Here is a 22,384-nt window from a genome sequence, read left to right as displayed (position 1 = left end):
ATGTACAAAGCAATTGTAATTAAAAAAGGATCTGGCGGCTGGGGCGGACCACTATTCGTTCAACCAACTGAAAAGAAAAATAAAATCATCAGTGTCGTAGGCGGCGGTATTCACCCGTTAGCCGCAAAAATTGCGGAAATGACCGGTGCGGAAGCGGTTGATGGTTTTAACACCGGTGTTCCTGATGATGAGGTTTTGCTGGCTATAGTAGATTGCGGTGGTACTGCTCGTTGTGGCGTCTATCCTCGCAAAAATATTTTGACCGTAAATTTAACTCCGGTAGGCAAAGTAGGCCCATTGGCACAATTTATTACGGAGGAACTTTACGTATCCGATGTAAAAGAAAATTGCCTGTCCTATGCCACTGAGGAAAACCTTGCGACTTCATCACAAGCCGCAAGCTCCCAAGAAACCGATTATCACCCGAAAACCAAAGAGCAAGCCAAAGCGGAAATTGCCAAAATGAACGCCGATAAGCCGAAAAACTTTGTTACTCGTTTAGGTATCGGTATTGGTGGTGTAGTCAACAAATTCTATCAAGCAGGGCGTGAAACCATTGATATGGTGGTGAAAAGCATTCTACCGTTTATGGCTTTCGTTGCCATGATACTGGGGATTATTCAAGCCTCCGGTGTGGGCGATGTGATCGCCAAAACTATTTCACCGTTAGCCAGTACCCTGCCTGGCATGGTTGCTATTTCATTCATCTGTGCCTTGCCGTTCATTTCTCCGGTACTCGGTCCTGGAGCCGTGATAGCGCAAGTTGTCGGAACATTACTGGGAGTGCAGATTGGTTTAGGTCATATTCCTCCACAATACGCATTGCCAGCATTATTTGCCATTAACGCCCAAGTAGGTGCGGACTTTATTCCTGTGGGGCTAAGTTTGGGAGAAGCTGATCCTGACACCATTGAATACGGAGTACCGGCAGTATTGTACTCACGCCTGATTACCGGCCCGTTAGCGGTGATTATCGCTTACTTATGCAGCTTTGGTCTGTACTAAACATATGACTTACAAGGCAGCCGCCAAACAGCGGCAACATAATCAACATCATATCAAAGGAATACTTATGAAATATTACAGTGAAATAACAGAATGGGGCGAAGAAGCTTTAATGTTTTTGGAAGATGAAAGCCTGAATTTCATTATTTTATTTAATCACGGCGCGCCCGAAGAGCTGAAAGAAGTCGCCGTATTACACTCAAAATCTGAAGTACTCAGCCCTTTAGTCGCTGGCGACACCCTCTATTTCGGTGATAAACAATTTGAAATTACCGCCGTAGGCGAAGAAGCCCAGCGCACTTTTAAAGAATTAGGACATTGTACATTGTGTTTCAACGGTGAAAGTGAAGCCAAGATGCCGGGTTATATCAATGTAAAAGGCAATGAAAAAATATCCGCAGCAGACATTTATGTAGGCTGCCAAATCAAAATTATTTAATGAAATTAATGGAGAAAAACAATGTTAAATATGAATCGTAAACTTGCGAAATTAGCAGAAGAAGGCAAAGCAATTAGAACAGGGATTGTGGGTGCAGGCCAAATGGGACGAGGTATGATCACCCAAATGGTGCTTATGAAAGGTATGACACCGGCCATCGTAGCAGATATTAATGTGGAAAGTGCAGTGAATGCATTCAAATATGCGGGTGTCGATGACAGTGACATTAAAATTGTCAACACTCTGGCTGAGGCAAATCGTTGGATTGAAGCTGGAAAATATGTGGCTACCGAAAATATTGATTTGGTATCCCATGCTGATTTGGTGCAATGTGCTATTGATGCTACCGGTATTCCCGATGTGGGAGCAAAAGTCGCCACGGATGCCATGAACAATAAAAAACATTGCGTCATGCTAAACGTAGAAACCGATGTCGTCATTGGCCCTTATTTAAAACGTTTGGCTGATCAAAATGGCGTAATTTATACAGGTTCTGCTGGTGATGAACCAGGCGCCGTCATGGAACTCTATGACTTTGCCACCGCAATTGGAATGGAAGTTAAAGTGATGGGTAAAGGCAAAAATAACAAATTGGATTATGAATGTAATCCGGACACCGTGATGGAAGAAGCTATTCGCCGTAAAATGAATCCGAAAATGCTCTGCTCTTTCAAAGACGGAACAAAAACGATGGTAGAAATGACGGCAATGTCTAATGCAACTGGACTAATCCCTGATGTTATCGGCGGTCACGGCGTACAAGGCACTGTAAAAGACTTACCGGATTTATATCGCTTAAAATCTGAAGGTGGTATTTTAAACAGACACGGTGTCGTAGAATACGTCAATGGCATTGCGCCAGGTGTGTTCGTGGTGGTTTCCAATCAAAATGAAGAAATCGCTTACCAATGGCGTTATCACAGTATGGGGCCAGGACCGTTATGGGTGCTTTATCGTCCATATCATTTATGTAATCTCGAAACTCCGTTAAGCGTTGCCAAAGCTGTCATTGACAACGAAGCCACCATCGTACCGAAAGGCGATTTGGTCAGTGAATGTATCACCGTTGCGAAAAAAGATCTCAAAGCAGGTGAAACCATTGACGGAATCGGCGGTTACACCACTCACGGTTCCATCGCCACCAAACAAGAATCCGATGCCAAAGGCTACGTGCCTTACGGCTTGGTAAATAAAAATGCTCGTATGTTGAAAGATGCGAAAAAAGGCCAATTGATCACACTGGATATGATTGAGTTGGATACTTCCACCTTAATCTACAAATTACGTCAAGAGCAAGATAAAATATTTGCCAAGTAAATTATCATGTTACATAAAAAAGTGCGGTAAAATTGATCTGACCCCAAAAAGTTAGACACTAATCACAGGACTGATTTCGGTATTGTACTGGACTCAGTCCTTTTAATTTTATCTGAATACGCTCATTATTGTAATAACGAATGTAGTCGTGGAGAGTTTGTTCAAGATCCGCATAAGTTTTAAAACACTTTCTCCACCGTCATAAACCATTCCGAATTTTGTCGAGCATAAAACTGTGGGATATTACTGTCTATTCGGCGATATTTATAATTTAATTTCGGTACAAAGCCTTTCCACTGCAATTTTTCGTGCCAAATTGAGGCATTAAATTGCCGTTCTTTATCTAAACGCTTATATTGATTTTGGGTGTAAAAATTATTGGCTCTAAAATGGCGTTTAAAGTAACCACCGCTTAGGCGTAATCCAATCTGTTTCGCACGCAGAATTGTACCTATATTACCGCCCCATTTATTGGAACTTTCCGCTTTATCTCGGTTAATCTCTCGTTGAAAATCCGCCCCGACAAATAATGTGATATTTGGATTTAAATAATAATACAGTGTGCTATTTAACCCATTTAAGTAGCCATCATAACGTGCTGCGGTATTTTTATCTTTATACCGTTTTTGCGTATGGGTAAAACGATTGGATAACGAAAATTTATCCGATAACTCACGGCTATAAGCGATATTGACCCCATAATTTTGGCTATAACGAGCAGAACCAAGCCAATTTTGCTCCCAGAAAGGCGAAATAGATGCCGTATGAATATAGCTACGATATTTTAAACCCGTAGAAAAATAGAGCGATTTTTCATTATAATCTTGATTATCCCAATAATGTACACCGCCAATATCGCCATTTAACGTCAAAAAATAATGACCGCTTAAATTGGTTTCTTTGCTTGCACCAATACCATAACGAAAGCCCGTTGCCTTTTGAGGCAAAGAGCCTTCTTCTTTAATAAAAGTCATTCCGCCTAACTGAATTTCTCGCTGGCTAGACGCATTATTTACATTATCCGTTTGAATATATTGCAAACGGAAATCCATCTGCCAGCCTTGGGCTTGTTCGATCGCTTGCAAATAACGGTCGGTTAATTTTTGCATTTCAACCGATAAATAAGGCTGAACCTGTTTTAATGTCTGTTCTGCTTGAAGATATTGTTTATTCTCAAATAACATTACCCCCAAATCAAATTGAGGATAAATTAAATTGGGATTATCAACGGTAATTTGTTGGTACAATTTCACCGCCTGCGGGTAATCTTTTTCTGCACGAGCTAACGCCCCCTGTGCATATCGGATTAAAATTTCATCTCTATTTGGCTGAATTTGATACTGAGCCAATAACGGCTTTAACGCTTGCCAATTTTGCTGAATAAGCATTTGGGTGATCTGCTGTTCCAACTTATCGGCAGACAGTGGTTCTGTCAATCTCACAGAACTCGGTAATGCCTCCACCTTTGACTGATTTTTTACGGCAGGTTGCTCTGGCTCAAAGGACTGATCTTCAAAGAAAATCGGCTTCGGGGCTGAAATGGTGTTTACCTCTTGTGCAAATGCGGTTGAAATCATCAACACAAGCGGACTAATTTTAAGGATTTTTTGCATTTTACGATAACTTTAAGGCTGATGAAATGGAAACAGGGGCGTATCACTACGCCCCATCAAATTAAGGTGAATTTAAATTATTTTTGGATCTCTCCACGAGTACCGCCGAAGCCGATGTCCTTGCCTTCACCAAAGCTGGCTTTACCTGCTACTTCTTCGGCATTTGGACCGTAGAATTTCAGTTCGTAGTTACCGGTCTCACTTGATGAGGTTGCTGTACCGGCAATCCCCACATTTACAATCGGTGCTTCATTTAAGAGAACATCACCATATCTCTCAATACCTGTAATCGTTCCCGAACCTTTGCGTTCAGTAAAGTTTACATCATAAGATAATGAACCTTCATCATTAGTATTAGCACCAATTCCAATAAATGCTTTACCTACATAATTAGCTCGTCCTTCCTGCGGTAATACTTTGGTTTCCGTTCCCTCAATGGTGGTTATAGTTAATGAACCATCATAACCATTAGCCATAGATGTATCTCTACCTACAACAGTTGAATACTCTTGAGCATAAATTTTTGTGGTATCAGAACTATAATCACCATAACTATAATCATTATGGTTTATATTTACAATTTGCCCTTTTGTGATACCAATCCAGTCATTTAATTGAGCCTCGTTATCCTCTAGATGATAATCAATGTTAGCGAGATATGAGCTATTTTTAGCTAAATCGATATTAAATTTTGCCAAATAAATTTTTACAAATTCATAACGCTGTTTTAAACGTTCTACTTCTGCAACTGCTACTGAAATATCTTGCTTGAGATAGTTGCTTACAAATGCTCTAATAAACTCGTAAGAGCTTGAACCTCTATATACATTTGCTTCACTAATAAGTGAAGTAATCTCTTTTCTTTTTACTAATTCAGCTTTTGCTTCCGATAATTCTTGAGTAGATAACTGATCAATAATTTCCCCTATATCAATACCGTAATATTGATATAGTTCAAACCCTAATTCTTTCGCATACTTCGCTAAAATCCCTTTTTTCACTTCAGGATCTTTTAATAGGTTGTCTAAAGCAATTTTAGCTGCTGCTTTACTTTTACCTAAATTATTAGAAACAAAGCCATCTAGTTGTCCATAATAATTGCTATTACCAAAAGGAAAATATCCTTCAAATAAACCCGCCTCTTCTGCCATTGCAGTTAGTTCAGCACGAGAATTTTCACGTTGCACTTTTTCTTGAGCCACGCGTTCTAATGCTGTTGCTCGTTCTGCATCTGTGTTATTAAAGTAGCTATAAGCAAAATTTCTCGCTTCAGTTTGATCCAAGCCCTTTGCCATTGCTTGTGAAATAATCGCTTCGTTTTTAGCAGACAGATCAGCTAGAGCTTTATCTTGCTCCGTAGCTGTTTTAAATAAGTTGTCTGCTAAAAATTGATCTTGTATAGAATAAGGCAAACTGGTCCCATTAAATTTTGCTTCTAGAATATCTTTGATTTCTTTTAATTCGGTCAATTTAGTTTCAATTTCATCTTCCGTTGCATTAAGATATTGCTCTACAAATGTATTTGCAAGCTCACCGTAACTCAATCGAACAACATCATAAAATTGATCACGCAGATTATTTCGTTTATTTTCCAATCGACTTGCTTCTTCTTTTTCTGCAATTAAACGATTTAAAGCGGTTTCCTGCTCATCACTATTGAGATAAGTATTCACAAATTCATCTGCTTCGCTGCCATAAACCCCAATTCCAGAAAGTTTATTATAAAGTTCGTTACGTTTATTCCATTCCGCTTGTTGCTTTTCCCACTCCTCACGTTGAGCTTTTTCACGTTCTTCTTGCTGTTTAGCTAAAATCGCCTCAGCTTCATCAAAACTTTTTTCCATATTCGCTCTTTGGAATGCACGCGCTGCTTGATTATCTAAACCGTAACTCATTGCTAATAGTCTTAATGTACGGCTTTTCACTGTTAAATCAATTTTACGTTGTACATCTGCAAGCGGTTTATTTTGCATATCATCGGCTAATTCTGTCGCCCAACCACTTGGTAAACCAACAGCCACCGCTTTAGCTAAAACTTCTTCACGGCTTAAAGTTGGATTAGTGTCCGCAAGTTTTTTCTCCAAGTCGGCAACCGTCTTATTTTTTTCTTGTACGGCATCAACCTCTTTTTTAAGCTGATTTTGCAATTTAGCTACTTCATTCTTAGCATTAGTTAAGTCTTTTTGTAACTGTGCATTATTGGGTGTATTTTTTAACTTATCCTCTGCAGCTTTTTGAGCGGCTAAGGCTTTATTTAATTTGCTCTCTACATCCGACAAGTTATTTTGTGTCGTTTGCGTTTTATTTTCTTGAGCTTTAAGTTGATTAGTCAGTTGCGTTACCTGATTTCTTAATTTAGGGTCAGCAGGATTTTCAACGTGGCGAGTATGATGATGACAAGCAGTTAATGATAATAAAATCATCGTCGCTAGGGTTGTTTTTTTGATAGACATAGGTTTTTCCTCATAAAAGAATAACAAAATCTAGGTTAATTCGACACCTGAAATTGTACAAAAAAAAAACAACTGTCAATCAAGTCTTTTTTTGCAAGTTTTTTGAAAAAAATCACCGCTTGTTTGGGAAAGGAAAAAGAAAAGTGAGTAGATTTGATCTGCCCCCAAAAAGTTAGACAAAAATGTAGAATTTTTGTCCATTGCACCTTTTATGCTAATCAAACTGTGTAACCCAACTTTCACTGTGATAAGCTTCAAAGCACAATGCAACTTGTTCGCGGGTGTTTTTCTCTTCCGATAGCGGTGGTAATTCTGCTAAAGCAAAATAACCCGAAGCCAGCGTTTCACTATTTTCTACAAATTCACCGCCAAGTAGTTTGCATTGAATAAAGGTTTTAAGAATGCCGTAAGGGAATGGTTTGGGGTTGTGTTTATCACGGTCATGTAAGGCAATCACCCGTTCCGGCAACACATCAAGCCCCGCCTCTTCTTTCACTTCTTTAATGGTATTGGAGGCTAAAGATTCAAACACATCGACCCAACCGCCTGGCAGCGACCATAAGCCGTCATTTTCTTGTACCAATAAAATTTTATCATCTTGGAAAATAGCCGCTCGCGTATCAATTTTTGGCGTTTGATAACCGATTTCGTTACAAAACAAATCTTTGATTTTATCCGTTGAAATGCCGGTTTTATGGCTCAGCATTTCAGCGGATATTTCCCGCAGCCTTTCAAAACGTTCTAAATCATATACATTAGTACTGTAAGCCAAGCCAGCTTGGGCGATGCTTTGAATTTCTATCGCCCAATTCAGCCAAGGTTCTTGTAATAAGGTTGGATTATCCATATGTTAATCAAACAATCCTTTAACCGTTAAAATCACCCAATCCCATGCTTTACCAAAAAAGCCAGCTTCTTCAACGTCCTGCATGACTTGTAAATTGACTGCCGCAATATCTTTTCCATCTAATTGATAAATCACTTTGCCAACCACTTGACCTTTGACTAGTGGCGCTTGCAAATTCTTATTATCTAATTCATAACGTGCCTTCAAATCTGCAGTACGGCCTTTTGGAATGGTAATAAATGCATCATCAAGTACACCTAATTGCGCTTTATTCTCAGCCCCATAATAAACCGTTTGTTCAGAAACCGTTTTATTTGCATCTAAGGTTTTAAAGGTTTCAAAGCGGCTAAAGCCCCATTGTAAAAGTTTTTTAGTCTCAACCTCACGCCCTTTCATGCTGTCAACGCCCATTACAACAGAAATTAAACGCATATTATTTTGAGTCGCGGAGGCCACTAAATTATACCCAGCTGAATTGGTATGCCCTGTTTTTAGGCCATCCACATTCATGCTTTTATCCCACAACAAACCATTGCGATTAGGTTGCTTTATCTTATTAAAAGTAAATTCTTTCTCTGCATAAATCTTATACTCTTCTGGCAAATCGCGGATTAAATGTGCGCCAATTATCGCCATATCTCTAGCCGAAGAATATTGGCCTTCATGATCTAAACCATGCACAGTCTCAAAATGTGTATTTTTTAAATCAAATTGTCGAACAAATTTATTCATTTGTTCAATAAATGCTTGCTCTGAACCATACATATGCTCTGCAATCGCGACACAAGCATCATTACCCGATACAATAATAATCCCACGATTAAGATCATCTACTGAGACTTGTTGGTTTAAATTCAAGAACATTTTTGATGAACCAGGAAAATTTTTCCCCCAAGACTTTTCCGTAATTGTCACCATATCTGTTGGGTGTAATTTCCCTTGTTTAATCGCATCACCAATCACATAACTTGTCATCATTTTCGTTAATGATGCCGGTGCTTGACGTTGATCAGGATTGGCTGCTGCTAATACAGCACCAGAATGGTAGTCCATTAAAATATAAGTTTGTGCATTAATTTGTGGTGGGACAATGCCATAATCCGGATCATTGGCATATGCCAATGATGACATCATAGATAAACCGGCAATTAAGGTTATTTTGCTCTGACGAACCACTTTGGTTAACATTTCTGCCATTCCTCCTAAATGTTAAGCTAATAATTATAAGTATAAATTTGAATTGATTGTTTTTTATCAATTTGATGCATTTTTTGCTTTAATTGATTGACGTCTGCCTGACTATTAATCGCATGGAATAAAACTTCATAATTTTTTCCATTATTCAAGATCTCAGTTTTGACATTACGCATCGCTAATTTATCCACGAGTTCTTCCGCTTCCGTACGGCTTTTGACATTTTTCATACGTACTGAATAGGGGCCATTTTCCTGTGCATTTTTTTCAGCCGTCATCACTTTTGTGTTTTTTACATTGGCTTGAACTTGTTGAGCGGGTGTTGTCGCAACTTTTGTTGGTTGAGTATCTGTTAATACCAGTTTACTTGTATTTTTCGCTGTTTTAGCTAAGGTTTTTACTCCCGCCCCTGATACACGACCGGCTTTATCCACATGAAGCGCTTCAATCCTGACCTTTGCTAATCCCGCTTTTACCATTCCCAATTCTGCAGCAGCCGCCTTAGAGAGGTCGATTAAACGTTTATTAGAAAATGGCCCTCGATCATTAATGCGTACGATTACCTTACGATTATTACGCAAATTAGTTACTAAGGCATAAGAATTTATCGGCAATGTTTTATGTGCCGCTGTAAATTTTGCTGGATTATAAATCTCACCATTCGCTGTTTTACGGCCATTAAATTTAGTATGGTAATAGCTTGCTATCCCTTCTTTCATATAATTTTTTGATTTTTCATGGCTTTTCGTTGTATAAGCGACACCATTCACTTTATAGGTATATACCTTTGCCTTTGAAGTTGCTTTATTTAATTTTGCCCCTTCAATGCCATAGAGTTTTTTTGTTTCTGCTTGCGCATAAAAACTCGAAAAACACACAAATACCCCAAATAATACAGTCAATATTTTCTTATAATTCATATTAGTTTCCATTAGAAAGCTTTCGTTTATGTGTATGAATAGACATAATCAATCCAAATCCTGCCATTAACGTCACAAATGAAGTGCCGCCATAGCTTACCAATGGCAAAGGCACACCAACCACCGGTAAAATGCCACTCACCATACCAATGTTAACGAACACATAAACGAAAAATATTAATGTTAATGCGCCTGTTAAAATACGCCCAAACGCGGTTTCAGCTTGTGCACCTATAATTAAACCTCTTGCCACAATAAATAAATAAATCGCCAGTAAAATTAATACGCCAACCATACCATATTCTTCACTTAATACCGCAAAAATAAAATCCGTATGAGGTTCAGGCAAAAATTCTAATTGCGATTGCGTTCCCTGCATCCAACCTTTTCCAAACAATCCGCCAGAACCTATCGCGATTTTTGATTGAATTATATGATACCCTGCACCTAACGGATCTTTTTCTGGATCAAGCAAAGTCATTACCCTAGTGCGTTGATAATCATGCATCAAATATAGCCACAAAATAGGAATAAAACCGGCTAGCCCAATAACAGCAGCGCCAATTAATTTCCAACTCATACCTGCTAAAAACACCACAAAAATGCCTGAAGCACTCACTAAAATAGATGTCCCTAAATCAGGTTGAATCGCCACTAATAAGGTCGGCACGATAATTAATACTAACGCGATAAGTGTATTAGACAAACTTGGGGGTAAAGCTCGCTTCCCCAAATACACCGCTACCATTAATGGCACAGAAAGCTTAATAATTTCTGAAGGCTGAAAACGGAATAACCCTAAATCAAGCCAACGCTGCGCGCCTTTACTCGTTGTACCAATTAAATCCACCAAAATTAGTAAAATCACCCCGACAATAAACAAATAGGGGGCAATACGTTGATAAAAACGCGGGGGAAATTGCGCCATAACAAACATCACGGCAAATCCCAACGCAACTTGGATAACACGATTACGAAACATGACTTCACTGCCCCCTGAAGCACTATAAAGCATCAGCAAGCCATAACCGGAAATCATTAACAAACCTAGAAATAATAAAAAATCAAGGTGTAATCGCTCCCACAAGCGAAATAATAAACTTTTTTCGTTATTCATATTAATTCGCCTCTGGTGTGACTATTCCAATCTCTGCATCGCGTGTTGACGTTTTTTCACTTTGCAATTTTTCGACTTGAGGTAAACGTTGATTCAAATAATAATCCATAATTTTTCGCACTACAGGCGCAGCAGCCGAACTTCCTCCGCCCGCATTCTCTAAAATAATTGACACAACCATCTTCGGTTTTTCATAAGGCGCATAGGCAATAAACCATGCATGGTCATGTAAATGTTTAGACAAATTCTTCGCATTATAAGTTTCATTTTCTTTTAGACTAAATACTTGAGCAGTACCCGACTTACCTGCTGCTCGATAACTTGTACCGACAAAGGCTTTGCGCCCGGTTCCCATCGCGCCATGAATCACGCCATACATACCGCGCTTTACGGCGTCCCAATAAGCTTGAGGCGGCTCACTAATATCTTCATATAATAAAGGATCTTTATAAGGTTCAACCGTTGAACCAATGATTTGCTTCATCAAATGAGGCGTATTAATACGACCGTTATTCACCACAATACTTGTCGCTTTGGCTAATTGTAATGGTGTAGCAGTCCAATACCCTTGTCCAATCCCAACCGGAATCGTATCGCCTTGTACCCAAGGTTTTTTATAACGTTTCATTTTCCATTGACGATCTGGCATAATGCCGGAAGACTCTTCACGGATATCAATCCCCGTCGGCAAACCAAAGCCAAAGCGTTTCATCCATTCAGACATTTTATCTATGCCCATATTGTAAGCAAGCTGATAAAAATAAGTATCTGAAGATTCCACTATCGCTTTATATAAATCTGTTGAACCATGTCCTGAACGTTTCCAATCTCGATAACGTTTGGTTGTATTAGGTAGAATCCAATAACCCGGGTCCCAAATCGTCGTTGAGGTTGTAATCACTTTATCTTCTAACGCCGCTACCCCCATAAATGGTTTTACTGTAGAAGCAGGGGGATAAGCGCCTTGTGTCGCGCGGCTGTATAATGGGCGATTGTCATCATTCAATAGGCGACGATAATCCGTATTAGAGATCCCGCCCACAAAAAGGTTATTGTCATAACTTGGATTCGTCACCATGGCTAAAATACTGCTGTCCGCAGGATCCATCACCACTACCGCACCGTTATAACCACTGATTAACTCCGCTATGTAACGTTGTAATTCTAAATCGATGGTTAATTGAATACTTTTCCCCGCAATTGCAGGTTGTTCCCGCAACTTACGAATCACCTTTCCACGATTATTGGTTTCCACTTCTTCAAAACCCGTTACACCATGCAGTTCATCTTCGTAAAAACGCTCAATACCTAATTTACCGATATCATGTGAGCCCGCATAGTTTGCTAATTTATCTTCAGCTTTCAAACGCTCCACGTCTTTATCATTAATTTTAGCCACATAGCCCAAAATATGAGTCAATGGCTCGCCATATAAATAATGTCGCGTAAAATAAGGGCGAACTTCCATACTTTGATAAGCATGTTGATTCACAGAAAAACGCGCAATTTGTTCTTCGGTTAGATCCGGTTTTAATAAAATTGGGGTATAGCGTGAAGAACGGCGACGCTCTTTTTTAAAATTTTCAATATCCTCATCGGTTAACCCGATAATGGAACGTAACTCATCAAAAGTGCGGTCTAAATTATCGACTTTTTCAGGGACAATATATAAACCAAAATAGGTGAGATTTTCGGCTAAAAGTTGACCATAGCGATCATAAATTAATCCTCTTGTCGGCGGGAGGGGCAACAATTTGATACGATTACCGTTGGAACGGGTTTGATAACTCTCATAATTGGTAATCTGTAAATGATATAAGTTGGTCAGCAACACGCCTGTCAATACCAGCACACCAATAAATGTTATCAGCGCGCGACGTGCAAATAAATTTCGTTCTGCTTTTGCATCACGAATGGGATCATGCTGAGGCTGTGACAAAAGTTTTTTCAGATCCATAAATGGTCACTATTCTCGATGATATGGATGATTAGTCGTCAGCGACCATGCACGATATAAGCTCTCTGCCACGACTACGCGCACTAATGGATGTGGCAAGGTTAAGGGCGATAATGACCAGCTACTTTCCGCTGCTGCCTTACACGCAGGGGAAAGCCCTTCGGGCCCACCAATCAGCAGACATACATCACGACCATCATTTTTCCACCCTTCTAATTGCTTAGCAAGTTGCGGTGTTGTCCAAAGTTTGCCAGGAATATCCAAACTCACAATATGCGTATTCTTACCACAAGCTGCCAACATTTTTTCGCCCTCTTGCTCCAAAATACGCGGAATATCGGCATTTTTGCCACGTTTGCCTGCCGGAATTTCAATAAGCTCCAAAAGCATATCCTTTGGGAAACGGCGCTGATATTCTTCAAACCCGTTTTTTACCCAATCAGGCATTTTTGTTCCTACTGCAATTAATTGAATTTTCATGACAAATTCTTTTCCAAAACAAACCGCACTTTATATGGAATTAAGCCCAAAGCTTTTCCAATTGATACATTTCGCGACTATCTTGTTGCATCAAGTGGACAATGACCTGCCCAAAATCTACCACTACCCAATCTGCTGTAGCTTTACCTTCTTCACCAAAAGTCTCAATGCCTGATTTTTTACATTCATCAATCAATTTTTGTGCCATTGAACTGACATGGCGATTAGAGGTTCCGGTGCAAATCACCATGTCATCTGTAATGGGGGATTTACCACGCACATCAAGATGTAAAATATCCATTGCCTTTAAATCATCTAATTTTTCAATAATAAAATTTAATGTATTCAAAATATTATCCTACTTACTTATGAGAAATAGCCCACATTTTTGCTTTATCAAAACCGCTTCTTAAAGGAACGTTTTTGATTAAAAGTGCGGTGTGTTGGCATATTTTTTTTCAAACGATAAGGTTTTGGTAAATCCTTTAACAATGCTTCTGGGTCATATTGGCTGACCGGAATACTATGCCCAATATATTCTTCGATTCCAAGTAAATTCATCGCATATTCTTCGCAAGCAAAGCTCAAAGATATTCCGCTTTCTCCTGCTCGACCTGTTCGTCCAATACGATGAACATAATCTTCTCGATCATCTGGCAAATCATAGTTAAACACATGCGTAACATCCGGAATATGTAGGCCACGAGCCGCTACATCGGTTGCCACTAAAATATCTAAACTACCATCAGTGAATTGTTTGAGTAATGCTAAACGTTTCTTTTGAGCCACATCGCCTGTTAACAACCCTACACGATGCCCATCTGCCGCTAAATAGCCCCAAATTTCTTCGCATTTGTGTTTCGTATTGGCAAAAATAATACAACGTTCAGGCCATTCTTCTTCCAATAATGTCATCAATAAGGCCATTTTATCTTGATTAGAAGGATAAAATAGCTCTTCTTTAATACGGTGTCCTGTTTTCTGAGCCGGTTCAATTTCGACATAAATGGGATCATTCATATCCTCAAATGCCAATTCTCGCACCTTATATGATAAGGTCGCTGAAAATAACATGGTTAATCGTTGATTAGTCGGCGGGCATTTGCGAATCAAATAACGAATATCTTTGATAAACCCTAAATCAAACATACGATCCGCTTCATCCAGCACGACCACTTCAATACGACTAAGCTGAATAACACCTTGTTTGACATAATCAATCACACGTCCAGTCGTACCAATCAAAATATCTACGCCCGACTCAATGGCTTTTAATTGTTTATCATAGCCATCACCACCATATGCCAAAGCCGTTTTTAATCCTGTCACTTGGACTAACTCTGCCGCATCTTGTTCAATTTGAACGGCTAATTCTCGAGTTGGCGCAAGAATTAATGCTCTTGGGCGGCCACTCTCTGTACGAACTTGGTCATTTTGCAATAAACGGTGAAACGTAGCGATCAAAAACGCCATCGTTTTGCCTGTACCAGTTTGTGCTTGCCCTGCAATATCTTTTCCGATTAATGTATGAGGGAGGGATTTCGCCTGAATTGGCGTACAAAAATCAAAGCCTTTCTTTTCTAAAGCTTGTCGCACCGTCGGGTGAATAGGTAAATCACTAAAACGTTGCTCACTTAAATGGTTTGTTTGCATATACTTTCAATTTACATTCATTTTGCTTGACTTAAAGTCTACTGACTCCAAAATTTTGCTAAGGATACCATAGAACGCGGTGAATTGCTGAAAAATAACGTAAAAAAGTACCGCACTTTTATCAAAGTATACTGTGGAATCCCATCTTTTTGACGGTGATCATCACGTTTGGATAACATTTTCTTTCTATAACTAAATAGCCTATAATATTGTTCTCAAACGTGGTTCGCAAACCTCCCACGCAAAAAAACTAGGAAAATCTCATGCAATTAAATAACCCTAATCAAAATCGCAAGGCCGTTGTGATTTTTTCTGGCGGACAAGATTCGACGACCTGTCTGCTTCAAGCTATTCAACAATATGGCAAACAACATGTTGAAGCCATCACTTTTCACTATGGTCAACGCCATGCTATAGAGCTGGAAAAAGCACAGTGGATTGCACAAGATCTCGAAATAAAACAAACACTTATCGATATATCGCTGATTAAGAGTATTACTCAAAATGCCCTCATGGACAGTCAGGCCTCTATTCAACAACAAGGGACTATCCCTAACACCTTTGTTGATGGACGTAATGCGCTATTTCTGCTTTATACTGCGATTTATGCCAAAGGACAAGGTATTCACGATATTATCACTGGTGTATGTGAAACGGATTTCAGTGGCTATCCTGATTGTCGTGATGTGTTTATAAAATCCATGAATGTGACGTTAAACCTTGCTATGGACTATAGCTTTAACTTAATCACGCCACTCATGTATCTCACTAAAGCCCAAACTTGGGCCTTAGCTGATGAATTAGGCTATTTAGATTATATTCGACAACACACCCATACCTGCTATTTAGGGGTAGAACAAGGTTGTGGAACCTGCCCTAGTTGTGAATTACGTGAAAAAGGCTTACAAACCTATTTAGCCAGCCAAATGCCTAGTTAACTATTACAAAACAGCCATCTTACTTAAAATGTGATCTCGGTCACATTTTTAAACTTTTATTTGCGAACAGATCTCAATTAAAAAAATCAAGCAAACCAATCACTAACATTTCATTGTTTCAATTCATTAACAACATCATCACAATAAACACCATATATTGTGATTGAAAAACAAAATATATCTATATATAGTGTTTTTGAATTTATCGCTACATATTATACGAGAGGAAAACACTGTGTGGATTATCAAGCGTGACGGCGGACGAGTTCAATTTGAACTACAACGTATTATTAACGCCATTCAAAAAGCAACGACAGCAGTCAATATTCAAGATGACCTATTTTGCCATCAAATTGGACAAAATATTTGTAATGAAATTTTTGCTCACCATCAGCAGGAAATCGATATTCATCACATTCAACAAATCGTTGAAAATCATCTAATGTCAAGTCAATACCCACAGGTCGCTCGTGCTTATATTGAATACCGCCATGATCGTGATCTTGCGCGAGAAAAACGCAGTAATCTCACAAAAGAAATTGAGGGATTAATCCAACAAAACAATGTGGAATTATTGAATGAAAATGCAAATAAAGATGCCAAAGTGATCCCGACACAACGAGATCTACTCGCTGGCATCGTGGCCAAACATTATGCGAAGCGTTATATTTTGCCGCGTGATGTTGTGGAAGCACATGAAAAAGGTGAAATTCACTATCATGATCTTGATTATGCTCCATTTTTCCCTATGTTCAACTGTATGTTAGTAGACCTAAAAGGAATGCTAGAACAGGGATTTAAAATGGGCAATGCCGAAATTGAACCACCTAAATCCATCGGTACCGCAACCGCTGTTACTGCACAAATTATTGCCCAAGTCGCAAGTCATATTTATGGTGGGACAACGATTAACCGCATTGACGAAGTACTTGCGCCTTATGTGCAGCAAAGTTATGAAAAACACCTTCATATCGCAGAACAATGGCAAATTGCAGATAAAACAGCTTATGCACAAGCACAAATTGAAAAAGAATGTTTTGATGCTTTCCAATCATTAGAATATGAAGTCAATACTCTTCATACTTCAAACGGGCAAACACCTTTTGTGACTTTTGGGTTTGGTTTAGGGACATCATGGCAAGCAAAATTAATCCAAAAATCTATTTTGCAAAATCGTATTCGTGGTTTGGGTAAAAACCATAAAACACCTGTATTCCCTAAATTGGTTTTTACCATTAAACGAGGAATAAACCAACACGCAACCGATCCCAATTACGATATCAAACAATTGGCATTAGTATGTGCTTCAAAACGTATGTATCCCGATATTCTAAACTACGATCAAGTCGTCAATGTCACTGGTTCATTTAAAGCACCTATGGGTTGCCGCAGCTTTTTAGGTGCTTATGAAGAACAAGGTGAAGAAATTCATGATGGACGGAATAACTTAGGCGTTGTCAGCTTAAATTTACCTCGTATTGCCTTAGAAGCCAAAGGCGATGAAACACAATTCTATGCCATTTTAGATCAACGCCTTGCCATTGCCAAAAAAGCATTAATGACACGCATTGCCCGTTTAGAACATACCAAAGCCCGTGTCGCCCCTATTCTCTATATGGAAGGTGCTTGTGGTGTACGTTTACAGGCTGATGATAATGTTGCAGACATCTTCAAACATGGTCGAGCTTCTATTTCGTTAGGCTATATTGGCATTCATGAAACCATCAATGCACTTTTTGGAAATCAGCATATTTATGATAACGAATATTTACGTCAAAAAGGCATTGAAATTGTGAAGTACTTAAGCAATGCAGCAAAACAATGGCGTGCAGAAACGGGTTATGCTTTTAGTTTATACTCTACCCCAAGTGAAAATTTATGTGATCGTTTCTGCCGTTTAGACAGTAAAACCTTTGGCATTATAGAAGGTGTAACAGATAAAGGTTATTACACCAACAGCTACCACCTTGATGTGGAAAAGAAAGTTAACCCTTATGATAAATTAGATTTTGAACAACCTTATCCAAATCTGGCAAGCGGTGGATTTATTTGTTATGGAGAATACCCGAATATTCAACATAATCTTAAAGCGCTGGAAGATGTATGGGATTACAGTTACGACCGCGTCCCTTACTACGGAACAAACACGCCAATAGACGAATGTTATGAATGTGGCTTTAGTGGAGAATTTAACTGTACAAGCAAAGGCTTCACTTGCCCAAAATGTGGTAATCATGACAGCAATAAAGTCTCTGTTACCCGACGCGTATGCGGCTATCTTGGTAGCCCTGATGCAAGACCATTTAATGCAGGAAAACAGGAAGAAGTCAAACGACGTGTAAAACATTTATAATATTTTGAATCATATGAACTATCTCCAATATTATCCCGTTGATATTGTTAATGGCGAAGGCACCCGCTGCACCTTGTTTGTCAGCGGTTGTACTCATGCTTGTAAAGGTTGCTATAATCAAAAAAGTTGGTCTTTTTCTGCTGGGGTTCCCTTTGATAAAAATATGGAACAACAAATTATCAATGATTTAAAAGATACGCGTATTAAGCGACAAGGCTTAACGTTATCTGGCGGCGATCCTTTACATCCTCGCAATATCGAGACACTTTTGCCTTTTGTGCAACGTGTAAAGCAAGAATGTCCTAACAAAGATATTTGGTGTTGGACGGGTTACACGTTAGCTGAGCTCGACCATTATCAACGCCAAATGCTACCTTATATTGATGTATTGATTGATGGGAAATTTATTCAAGAACAAGCCGATCCAAGCTTAATTTGGCGAGGATCGGCTAATCAGGTGGTTTATCGTTTAAAGTGCTAAAATGACTTATCTTTTATCGTCCAAATATAGCCACTCTGCCACTTGTTTAGCAAAATAAGTCAAGATACCATCGGCTCCCGCTCGTTTAAAACACAATAAGGACTCCATAATACACTCTTTTTCTTTTAGCCAGCCATTTTGAATCGCCGCCATGTGCATCGCATATTCTCCTGACACTTGATACGCAAAGGTCGGCACGCCAAAATGGTTTTTCACCCGATACACCATATCTAAATAAGGCATACCAGGTTTAACCATGACCATATCCGCGCCCTCTTGCAGATCTAATGCCACTTCTTGCAGCCCTTCGTCGCTATTAGCTGGATCAACTTGATAGGTTTTTTTATCGCCCCCTTTCAAATTACCCGCAGATCCCACAGCATCTCGGAATGGACCATAATAATTAGAAGCATATTTAGCTGAATAAGCCATAATTTGTGTGTTAATAAATCCTTGTTCTTCTAATGCCGCACGAATTGCACCAATTCTACCGTCCATCATATCACTTGGAGCAACAATATCCGCACCGGCGGCGGCATGAGATAATGCTTGTTTCACTAATACTTCCGTTGTTACATCATTAAGCACATAGCCTGTATCATCAATAATGCCATCTTGTCCGTGTAAGGTATAAGGATCCAGTGCGACATCCGTTAATACACCTAATTCAGGATAAGCCTCTTTTAACGCTTTTACCGCACGCTGAACTAAGCCATTAGGGTGATAAGCCTCTTCTGCCATAAGGGATTTTTTATCTTGTGCTATCACCGGAAACAACGCAATAACCGGCACACCATATTTCTCGAGCAACCCCGCTTCTATTAACAATTGATCAATCGTCAAACGCTCTACTTTCGGCATAGAGGGGACAGGTTCCCGATGATTTTCCCCTTCAATAATAAACACGGGATAAATTAAATCATCTACACTTAATTTATTTTCGGCTACTAAACGACGGCTAAAATCCTGTTTACGCAAACGACGTAAACGACGGGCAGGAAAACCGGTGAAAATCTGTTGAGTCATCTTTCTATCCTTTTATCTTTTTACTTTTTAAATGTTGCCTTACGACAGGCAATCCTACTGCCACAAAAGTTGCTACAATGACGAGTATCACACCAACAAAGGTGAGGAACGACAATCGCTCTCCCAGTATCAATACCGCCATTAATACACCAAATACAGGCTCAAGGGAAATTAAAATCCCCGCAGTATTTGCGTGAATACGATGAATACTTTTATTCCATAACACCATCGCCAGCCAGCTACAAGCAAAACCTAAATATAAAATGGCCAATATGCCTGGCGTATTAGGTGTGATTGCCCAGTTTTGCGTGAGTAATAGGGTAAATGGAATACATACCCAAGGGGCTAAGCCTAATGTGACCGTTGTATAAACTTTCGGTTCTATTTCTTTCATTAAATTTTTGCCCAAATATAAACAAAAAACAAAAGAAACGGCCGCAGCTAATACTAAAAATAACCCTAACAAACCTATTTCCCCTTCGGTTTGATGAGTTGAATAGACAATTATCGCAATCCCCACGAAAGCTAATGCACCCATTAACCAATCTAATAATTTTGCACTTTGCTTAAAGAATAAATAACCGATTAATACGGTTAATAATGGCTCTGTCCCCACAACTGTTGCGGCACTGGCTGCTGAGGTGTAATTTAAACCAATAAATTGCAATAAAAAAGAAATTGGGAAATTTAATATGGCAAGAAACCAAATACGTCGGCGCAAATGCATTGGCACTTTTCTATAGGCTTGCAAGAAAAAAGGAAATACCATAATGCCCGCTAAAATAAAACGTATTTGGGCAATCAGCACCGGATCAGCCACTGAATAAGAAATTTTTCCCGCAACAAATGAACTGGACCAAATCAATAATGCGATTAAGGCATATATCATGCTTGATTACCGTCGACAGATTCCTCATCTTTTGGACGATAAAATCTAGCGCAAATCACACCTATTTCAAATAATAAACACATTGGAATCGCTAACAACGTTTGCGAAAAAATATCAGGGGGCGTTAACAACATTCCAATCACAAAGGCTGCCACAATAATATATGGTCGTTTTGCTTTCAAATCTTCAGGGGTTGTCACACCTGTCCAACACAATAAAATAATGGCTACCGGGACTTCGAAACAAATACCGAAAGCAAGAAACAGGGTTAAAACAAAATCTAAATAACTGCTAATATCCGTAGCAATCGCCACGCCCTCCGGCGCGGTTTTAGTTAAAAAGCCAAACACCAACGGAAACACGACATAATAAGCAAAAGCAACGCCCACATAAAACAATAATGTACTAGAAAATAATAAAGGATAAATCAGACGTTTTTCATGTTGATATAGCGCAGGCGCCACAAATGCCCAAATTTGATAAAGTAAATAAGGCACTGACAAAAAAACAGACGCAATTAATGTTAATTTAATTGGTGTAAAAAAGGGCGTGACAATACTTGTTGCAATCATACTTGCACCGTTTGGTAATTCATCAACCAATGGCGCAGAGATCAAATGATAAATATCGTTGGCAAAATACACCAATCCTAAAAACACCACTAAAATAAACACGACACAACGCAATAAACGATTACGCAACTCTATTAGGTGGCTAATCAAGGGTTGTGACTCTTCAACAGAAGACATATTTTCTCTCTTTAATCTAACTCGTTTTTTCTTTGACCGATGTCGGTTCAAAATCATCAACTGTTTGATATTTATCCAACATCTCCGCTAATTGCGCTTCTCTTTCCGCTTCTTCTGCTTCAATATCCGCAGCCATGTCATCTGCTGACTTTTCCGTTGAAAGTGCGGTCAATTCTGATGGATTTTTTTCTCTCTCATCTTGCGCTTCCACCGCGTTTTCCACAGCTAACTCTGCATTTTTCAAATCTGTGTCAATGGCTTGTTGTACTTTATCCGTCGCTTTACGCAGTTCTTCTGTTGCATTTTGTGAAGCATTATTCATTTCATCTTGCATTTTCTTCGCAGATTCTTTTAGCTCCTCCACCGTTTTACTTAGCTCTGGTGATAAAGCGTTCAAGTTTAAGCTCTCTGCTTTCTTAATGCTTTCTTGCAATTCCTGAAGTTTTAACTCTTGGTTTAACTCGTTTTTCACATTCGTCGCTAAACCTCGCAAGGTATTTACCCAGCTCATTACTGTACGGATTGCAACAGGCATACGCTGTGGGCCTAATACAATTAGCCCCACAATTAACACTAAAACAATCTCAGAAAAACCGATATCAAACACAGATTATGCCTGCTCTTTATCTTTTGCTTTTTCAGTTTGTGCAGTGTTTGTTGTCTCATTTTCTAATGATTTAAACTCTGCATCTTTTTTGGTTTCATCATCATTCATGGCTTTTTTAAAACCTTTCACTGACTCACCTAAATCTGAACCTAACGTTCTTAATTTTTTTGTTCCAAATAATAATACTACGATAGCAACAATAATCAGAAGCTGCCAAATACTAATACCGCCCATATGTTTTCCTCTTTTCCTTAAAAATGAAAGTAATAAAAAATTTTAGCTGAATATAGCTTTTTTAAAGCCGTTGAACAATAGTCAAATACGATTATTTTTCCGTTTCTTGAGC

At 39.0% G+C, this 22,384-nt stretch carries 21 protein-coding genes, 1 pseudogene and 1 riboswitch; of the genes and pseudogenes, 6 read left to right on the top strand and 16 right to left on the bottom strand.

Annotated elements, in window-relative coordinates; translation table 11 throughout:
* From srlE to CVP05_RS07740, 3 genes are all read left to right on the top strand, one after another.
* Nucleotides 1-1,005 (top strand): PTS glucitol/sorbitol transporter subunit IIB, encoded by a 1,005-nt coding sequence (srlE, locus tag CVP05_RS07750; protein WP_100288996.1) that lies wholly within the window; start codon nt 1-3, stop codon nt 1,003-1,005.
* 67 nt (nt 1,006-1,072) lie between these two features.
* Nucleotides 1,073-1,444, top strand: a complete 372-nt coding sequence (locus tag CVP05_RS07745; protein WP_100288995.1) for a PTS glucitol/sorbitol transporter subunit IIA — start codon at nt 1,073-1,075, stop codon at nt 1,442-1,444.
* Nucleotides 1,445-1,465: 21 nt separating this feature from the next.
* Nucleotides 1,466-2,761, top strand: a complete 1,296-nt coding sequence (locus CVP05_RS07740) for an NAD(P)H-dependent oxidoreductase (protein WP_100288994.1) — start codon at nt 1,466-1,468, stop codon at nt 2,759-2,761.
* Nucleotides 2,762-2,819: 58 nt separating this feature from the next.
* Here CVP05_RS07740 and CVP05_RS07735 read toward each other — a convergent pair.
* The 11 genes and pseudogenes from CVP05_RS07735 to rhlB form a co-directional block, all read right to left on the bottom strand.
* Nucleotides 2,820-2,951: pseudogene (locus CVP05_RS07735) on the bottom strand (IS3 family transposase); the annotation flags it as partial.
* A complete protein-coding gene (locus tag CVP05_RS12900) occupies nt 2,941-4,374 on the bottom strand; it encodes a surface lipoprotein assembly modifier (protein WP_423739127.1) in 1,434 nt (477 codons plus the stop codon). The pseudogene CVP05_RS07735 and the gene CVP05_RS12900, both read right to left, overlap by 11 nt.
* A gap of 77 nt (nt 4,375-4,451) precedes the next feature.
* A complete protein-coding gene (locus tag CVP05_RS07725; RefSeq protein ID WP_100288993.1) occupies nt 4,452-6,827 on the bottom strand; it encodes a factor H binding protein domain-containing protein in 2,376 nt (791 codons plus the stop codon).
* A 214-nt stretch (nt 6,828-7,041) separates the two neighbouring features.
* The gene (locus CVP05_RS07720; protein WP_100288992.1) at nt 7,042-7,674 is read right to left on the bottom strand and encodes an NUDIX hydrolase N-terminal domain-containing protein; all 633 of its coding nucleotides are present in this window, start codon (nt 7,672-7,674) and stop codon (nt 7,042-7,044) included.
* Between the two features lie 3 nt (nt 7,675-7,677).
* Nucleotides 7,678-8,862, bottom strand: coding sequence for a serine hydrolase (locus tag CVP05_RS07715; protein ID WP_100289092.1), 1,185 nt, complete (start codon nt 8,860-8,862; stop codon nt 7,678-7,680).
* Between the two features lie 26 nt (nt 8,863-8,888).
* Nucleotides 8,889-9,788, bottom strand: a complete 900-nt coding sequence (locus tag CVP05_RS07710) for a septal ring lytic transglycosylase RlpA family protein (protein ID WP_165773139.1) — start codon at nt 9,786-9,788, stop codon at nt 8,889-8,891.
* A 1-nt stretch (nt 9,789) separates the two neighbouring features.
* The gene (gene rodA / locus CVP05_RS07705) at nt 9,790-10,905 is read right to left on the bottom strand and encodes a rod shape-determining protein RodA (protein ID WP_100288990.1); all 1,116 of its coding nucleotides are present in this window, start codon (nt 10,903-10,905) and stop codon (nt 9,790-9,792) included.
* Nucleotide 10,906: 1 nt separating this feature from the next.
* Nucleotides 10,907-12,862 carry a penicillin-binding protein 2 gene (gene mrdA, locus CVP05_RS07700; RefSeq protein ID WP_100288989.1) on the bottom strand — a complete coding sequence of 652 codons (1,956 nt, stop codon included), beginning with the start codon at nt 12,860-12,862 and terminating at the stop codon, nt 10,907-10,909.
* 9 nt (nt 12,863-12,871) lie between these two features.
* Nucleotides 12,872-13,342, bottom strand: coding sequence for a 23S rRNA (pseudouridine(1915)-N(3))-methyltransferase RlmH (gene rlmH, locus CVP05_RS07695; protein WP_100288988.1), 471 nt, complete (start codon nt 13,340-13,342; stop codon nt 12,872-12,874).
* Between the two features lie 40 nt (nt 13,343-13,382).
* Complete coding sequence (rsfS, locus tag CVP05_RS07690; protein ID WP_100288987.1) at nt 13,383-13,691, bottom strand: ribosome silencing factor; 309 nt, start codon at nt 13,689-13,691, stop codon at nt 13,383-13,385.
* Between the two features lie 47 nt (nt 13,692-13,738).
* Nucleotides 13,739-14,995 (bottom strand): ATP-dependent RNA helicase RhlB, encoded by a 1,257-nt coding sequence (rhlB, locus tag CVP05_RS07685; protein WP_100288986.1) that lies wholly within the window; start codon nt 14,993-14,995, stop codon nt 13,739-13,741.
* Between the two features lie 215 nt (nt 14,996-15,210).
* A riboswitch (PreQ1 riboswitch) is annotated at nt 15,211-15,255 on the top strand.
* 3 nt (nt 15,256-15,258) lie between these two features.
* Here rhlB and queC point away from each other — a divergent pair.
* The 3 genes from queC to nrdG all read left to right on the top strand — a co-directional run bounded on the left by queC (nt 15,259) and on the right by nrdG (nt 18,767).
* Nucleotides 15,259-15,933, top strand: a complete 675-nt coding sequence (gene queC, locus CVP05_RS07680) for a 7-cyano-7-deazaguanine synthase QueC (protein WP_100288985.1) — start codon at nt 15,259-15,261, stop codon at nt 15,931-15,933.
* Nucleotides 15,934-16,150: 217 nt separating this feature from the next.
* On the top strand, nt 16,151-18,286 hold the full coding sequence (gene nrdD / locus CVP05_RS07675; protein ID WP_100289091.1) for an anaerobic ribonucleoside-triphosphate reductase: 2,136 nt from the start codon (nt 16,151-16,153) through the stop codon (nt 18,284-18,286).
* A gap of 13 nt (nt 18,287-18,299) precedes the next feature.
* Nucleotides 18,300-18,767 carry an anaerobic ribonucleoside-triphosphate reductase-activating protein gene (nrdG, locus tag CVP05_RS07670; protein ID WP_100288984.1) on the top strand — a complete coding sequence of 156 codons (468 nt, stop codon included), beginning with the start codon at nt 18,300-18,302 and terminating at the stop codon, nt 18,765-18,767.
* A gap of 6 nt (nt 18,768-18,773) precedes the next feature.
* Here the strand turns inward: nrdG and hemB are convergent, their stop codons facing one another.
* The 5 genes from hemB to tatA are packed head-to-tail and all read right to left on the bottom strand — an operon-like array spanning nt 18,774 to nt 22,272.
* Nucleotides 18,774-19,793, bottom strand: coding sequence for a porphobilinogen synthase (gene hemB, locus CVP05_RS07665; RefSeq protein WP_100288983.1), 1,020 nt, complete (start codon nt 19,791-19,793; stop codon nt 18,774-18,776).
* A 4-nt stretch (nt 19,794-19,797) separates the two neighbouring features.
* On the bottom strand, nt 19,798-20,682 hold the full coding sequence (locus CVP05_RS07660) for a DMT family transporter (protein WP_100288982.1): 885 nt from the start codon (nt 20,680-20,682) through the stop codon (nt 19,798-19,800).
* Nucleotides 20,679-21,431, bottom strand: a complete 753-nt coding sequence (gene tatC, locus CVP05_RS07655) for a Sec-independent protein translocase subunit TatC (protein ID WP_100288981.1) — start codon at nt 21,429-21,431, stop codon at nt 20,679-20,681. The genes CVP05_RS07660 and tatC overlap by 4 nt, the downstream gene beginning before the upstream one ends.
* A 16-nt stretch (nt 21,432-21,447) precedes the next feature.
* Entirely contained in the window at nt 21,448-22,038 is a 591-nt protein-coding gene (gene tatB, locus CVP05_RS07650; RefSeq protein ID WP_100288980.1) for a Sec-independent protein translocase protein TatB, read from the bottom strand.
* 3 nt (nt 22,039-22,041) lie between these two features.
* A complete protein-coding gene (gene tatA / locus CVP05_RS07645; RefSeq protein WP_100288979.1) occupies nt 22,042-22,272 on the bottom strand; it encodes a Sec-independent protein translocase subunit TatA in 231 nt (76 codons plus the stop codon).
* Between the last annotated feature and the right edge of the window lie 112 nt (nt 22,273-22,384).

The organism is Conservatibacter flavescens (assembly GCF_002795425.1).
In the GTDB taxonomy this organism is placed as follows: domain Bacteria; phylum Pseudomonadota; class Gammaproteobacteria; order Enterobacterales; family Pasteurellaceae; genus Conservatibacter; species Conservatibacter flavescens.
This window is presented reverse-complemented; position numbering and strand designations above follow the sequence as displayed.

What these genes read in the sequence shown, in the direction of transcription:
- rhlB (WP_100288986.1), bottom strand. Translation starts at nt 14,995, where the DNA reads ATGCAAACAAACCATTTAAGTGAGCAACGTTTTAGTGATTTACCTATT.
- rlmH (WP_100288988.1), bottom strand. Translation starts at nt 13,342, where the DNA reads ATGAAAATTCAATTAATTGCAGTAGGAACAAAAATGCCTGATTGGGTA.
- CVP05_RS07725 (WP_100288993.1), bottom strand. Translation starts at nt 6,827, where the DNA reads ATGTCTATCAAAAAAACAACCCTAGCGACGATGATTTTATTATCATTA.
- tatC (WP_100288981.1), bottom strand. Translation starts at nt 21,431, where the DNA reads ATGTCTTCTGTTGAAGAGTCACAACCCTTGATTAGCCACCTAATAGAG.
- CVP05_RS07720 (WP_100288992.1), bottom strand. Translation starts at nt 7,674, where the DNA reads ATGGATAATCCAACCTTATTACAAGAACCTTGGCTGAATTGGGCGATA.
- tatA (WP_100288979.1), bottom strand. Translation starts at nt 22,272, where the DNA reads ATGGGCGGTATTAGTATTTGGCAGCTTCTGATTATTGTTGCTATCGTA.
- mrdA (WP_100288989.1), bottom strand. Translation starts at nt 12,862, where the DNA reads ATGGATCTGAAAAAACTTTTGTCACAGCCTCAGCATGATCCCATTCGT.
- hemB (WP_100288983.1), bottom strand. Translation starts at nt 19,793, where the DNA reads ATGACTCAACAGATTTTCACCGGTTTTCCTGCCCGTCGTTTACGTCGT.
- rodA (WP_100288990.1), bottom strand. Translation starts at nt 10,905, where the DNA reads ATGAATAACGAAAAAAGTTTATTATTTCGCTTGTGGGAGCGATTACAC.
- CVP05_RS07660 (WP_100288982.1), bottom strand. Translation starts at nt 20,682, where the DNA reads ATGATATATGCCTTAATCGCATTATTGATTTGGTCCAGTTCATTTGTT.
- CVP05_RS07715 (WP_100289092.1), bottom strand. Translation starts at nt 8,862, where the DNA reads ATGTTAACCAAAGTGGTTCGTCAGAGCAAAATAACCTTAATTGCCGGT.
- CVP05_RS12900 (WP_423739127.1), bottom strand. Translation starts at nt 4,374, where the DNA reads ATGCAAAAAATCCTTAAAATTAGTCCGCTTGTGTTGATGATTTCAACC.
- CVP05_RS07740 (WP_100288994.1), top strand. Translation starts at nt 1,466, where the DNA reads ATGTTAAATATGAATCGTAAACTTGCGAAATTAGCAGAAGAAGGCAAA.
- srlE (WP_100288996.1), top strand. Translation starts at nt 1, where the DNA reads ATGTACAAAGCAATTGTAATTAAAAAAGGATCTGGCGGCTGGGGCGGA.
- nrdG (WP_100288984.1), top strand. Translation starts at nt 18,300, where the DNA reads ATGAACTATCTCCAATATTATCCCGTTGATATTGTTAATGGCGAAGGC.
- queC (WP_100288985.1), top strand. Translation starts at nt 15,259, where the DNA reads ATGCAATTAAATAACCCTAATCAAAATCGCAAGGCCGTTGTGATTTTT.
- CVP05_RS07745 (WP_100288995.1), top strand. Translation starts at nt 1,073, where the DNA reads ATGAAATATTACAGTGAAATAACAGAATGGGGCGAAGAAGCTTTAATG.
- CVP05_RS07710 (WP_165773139.1), bottom strand. Translation starts at nt 9,788, where the DNA reads ATGAATTATAAGAAAATATTGACTGTATTATTTGGGGTATTTGTGTGT.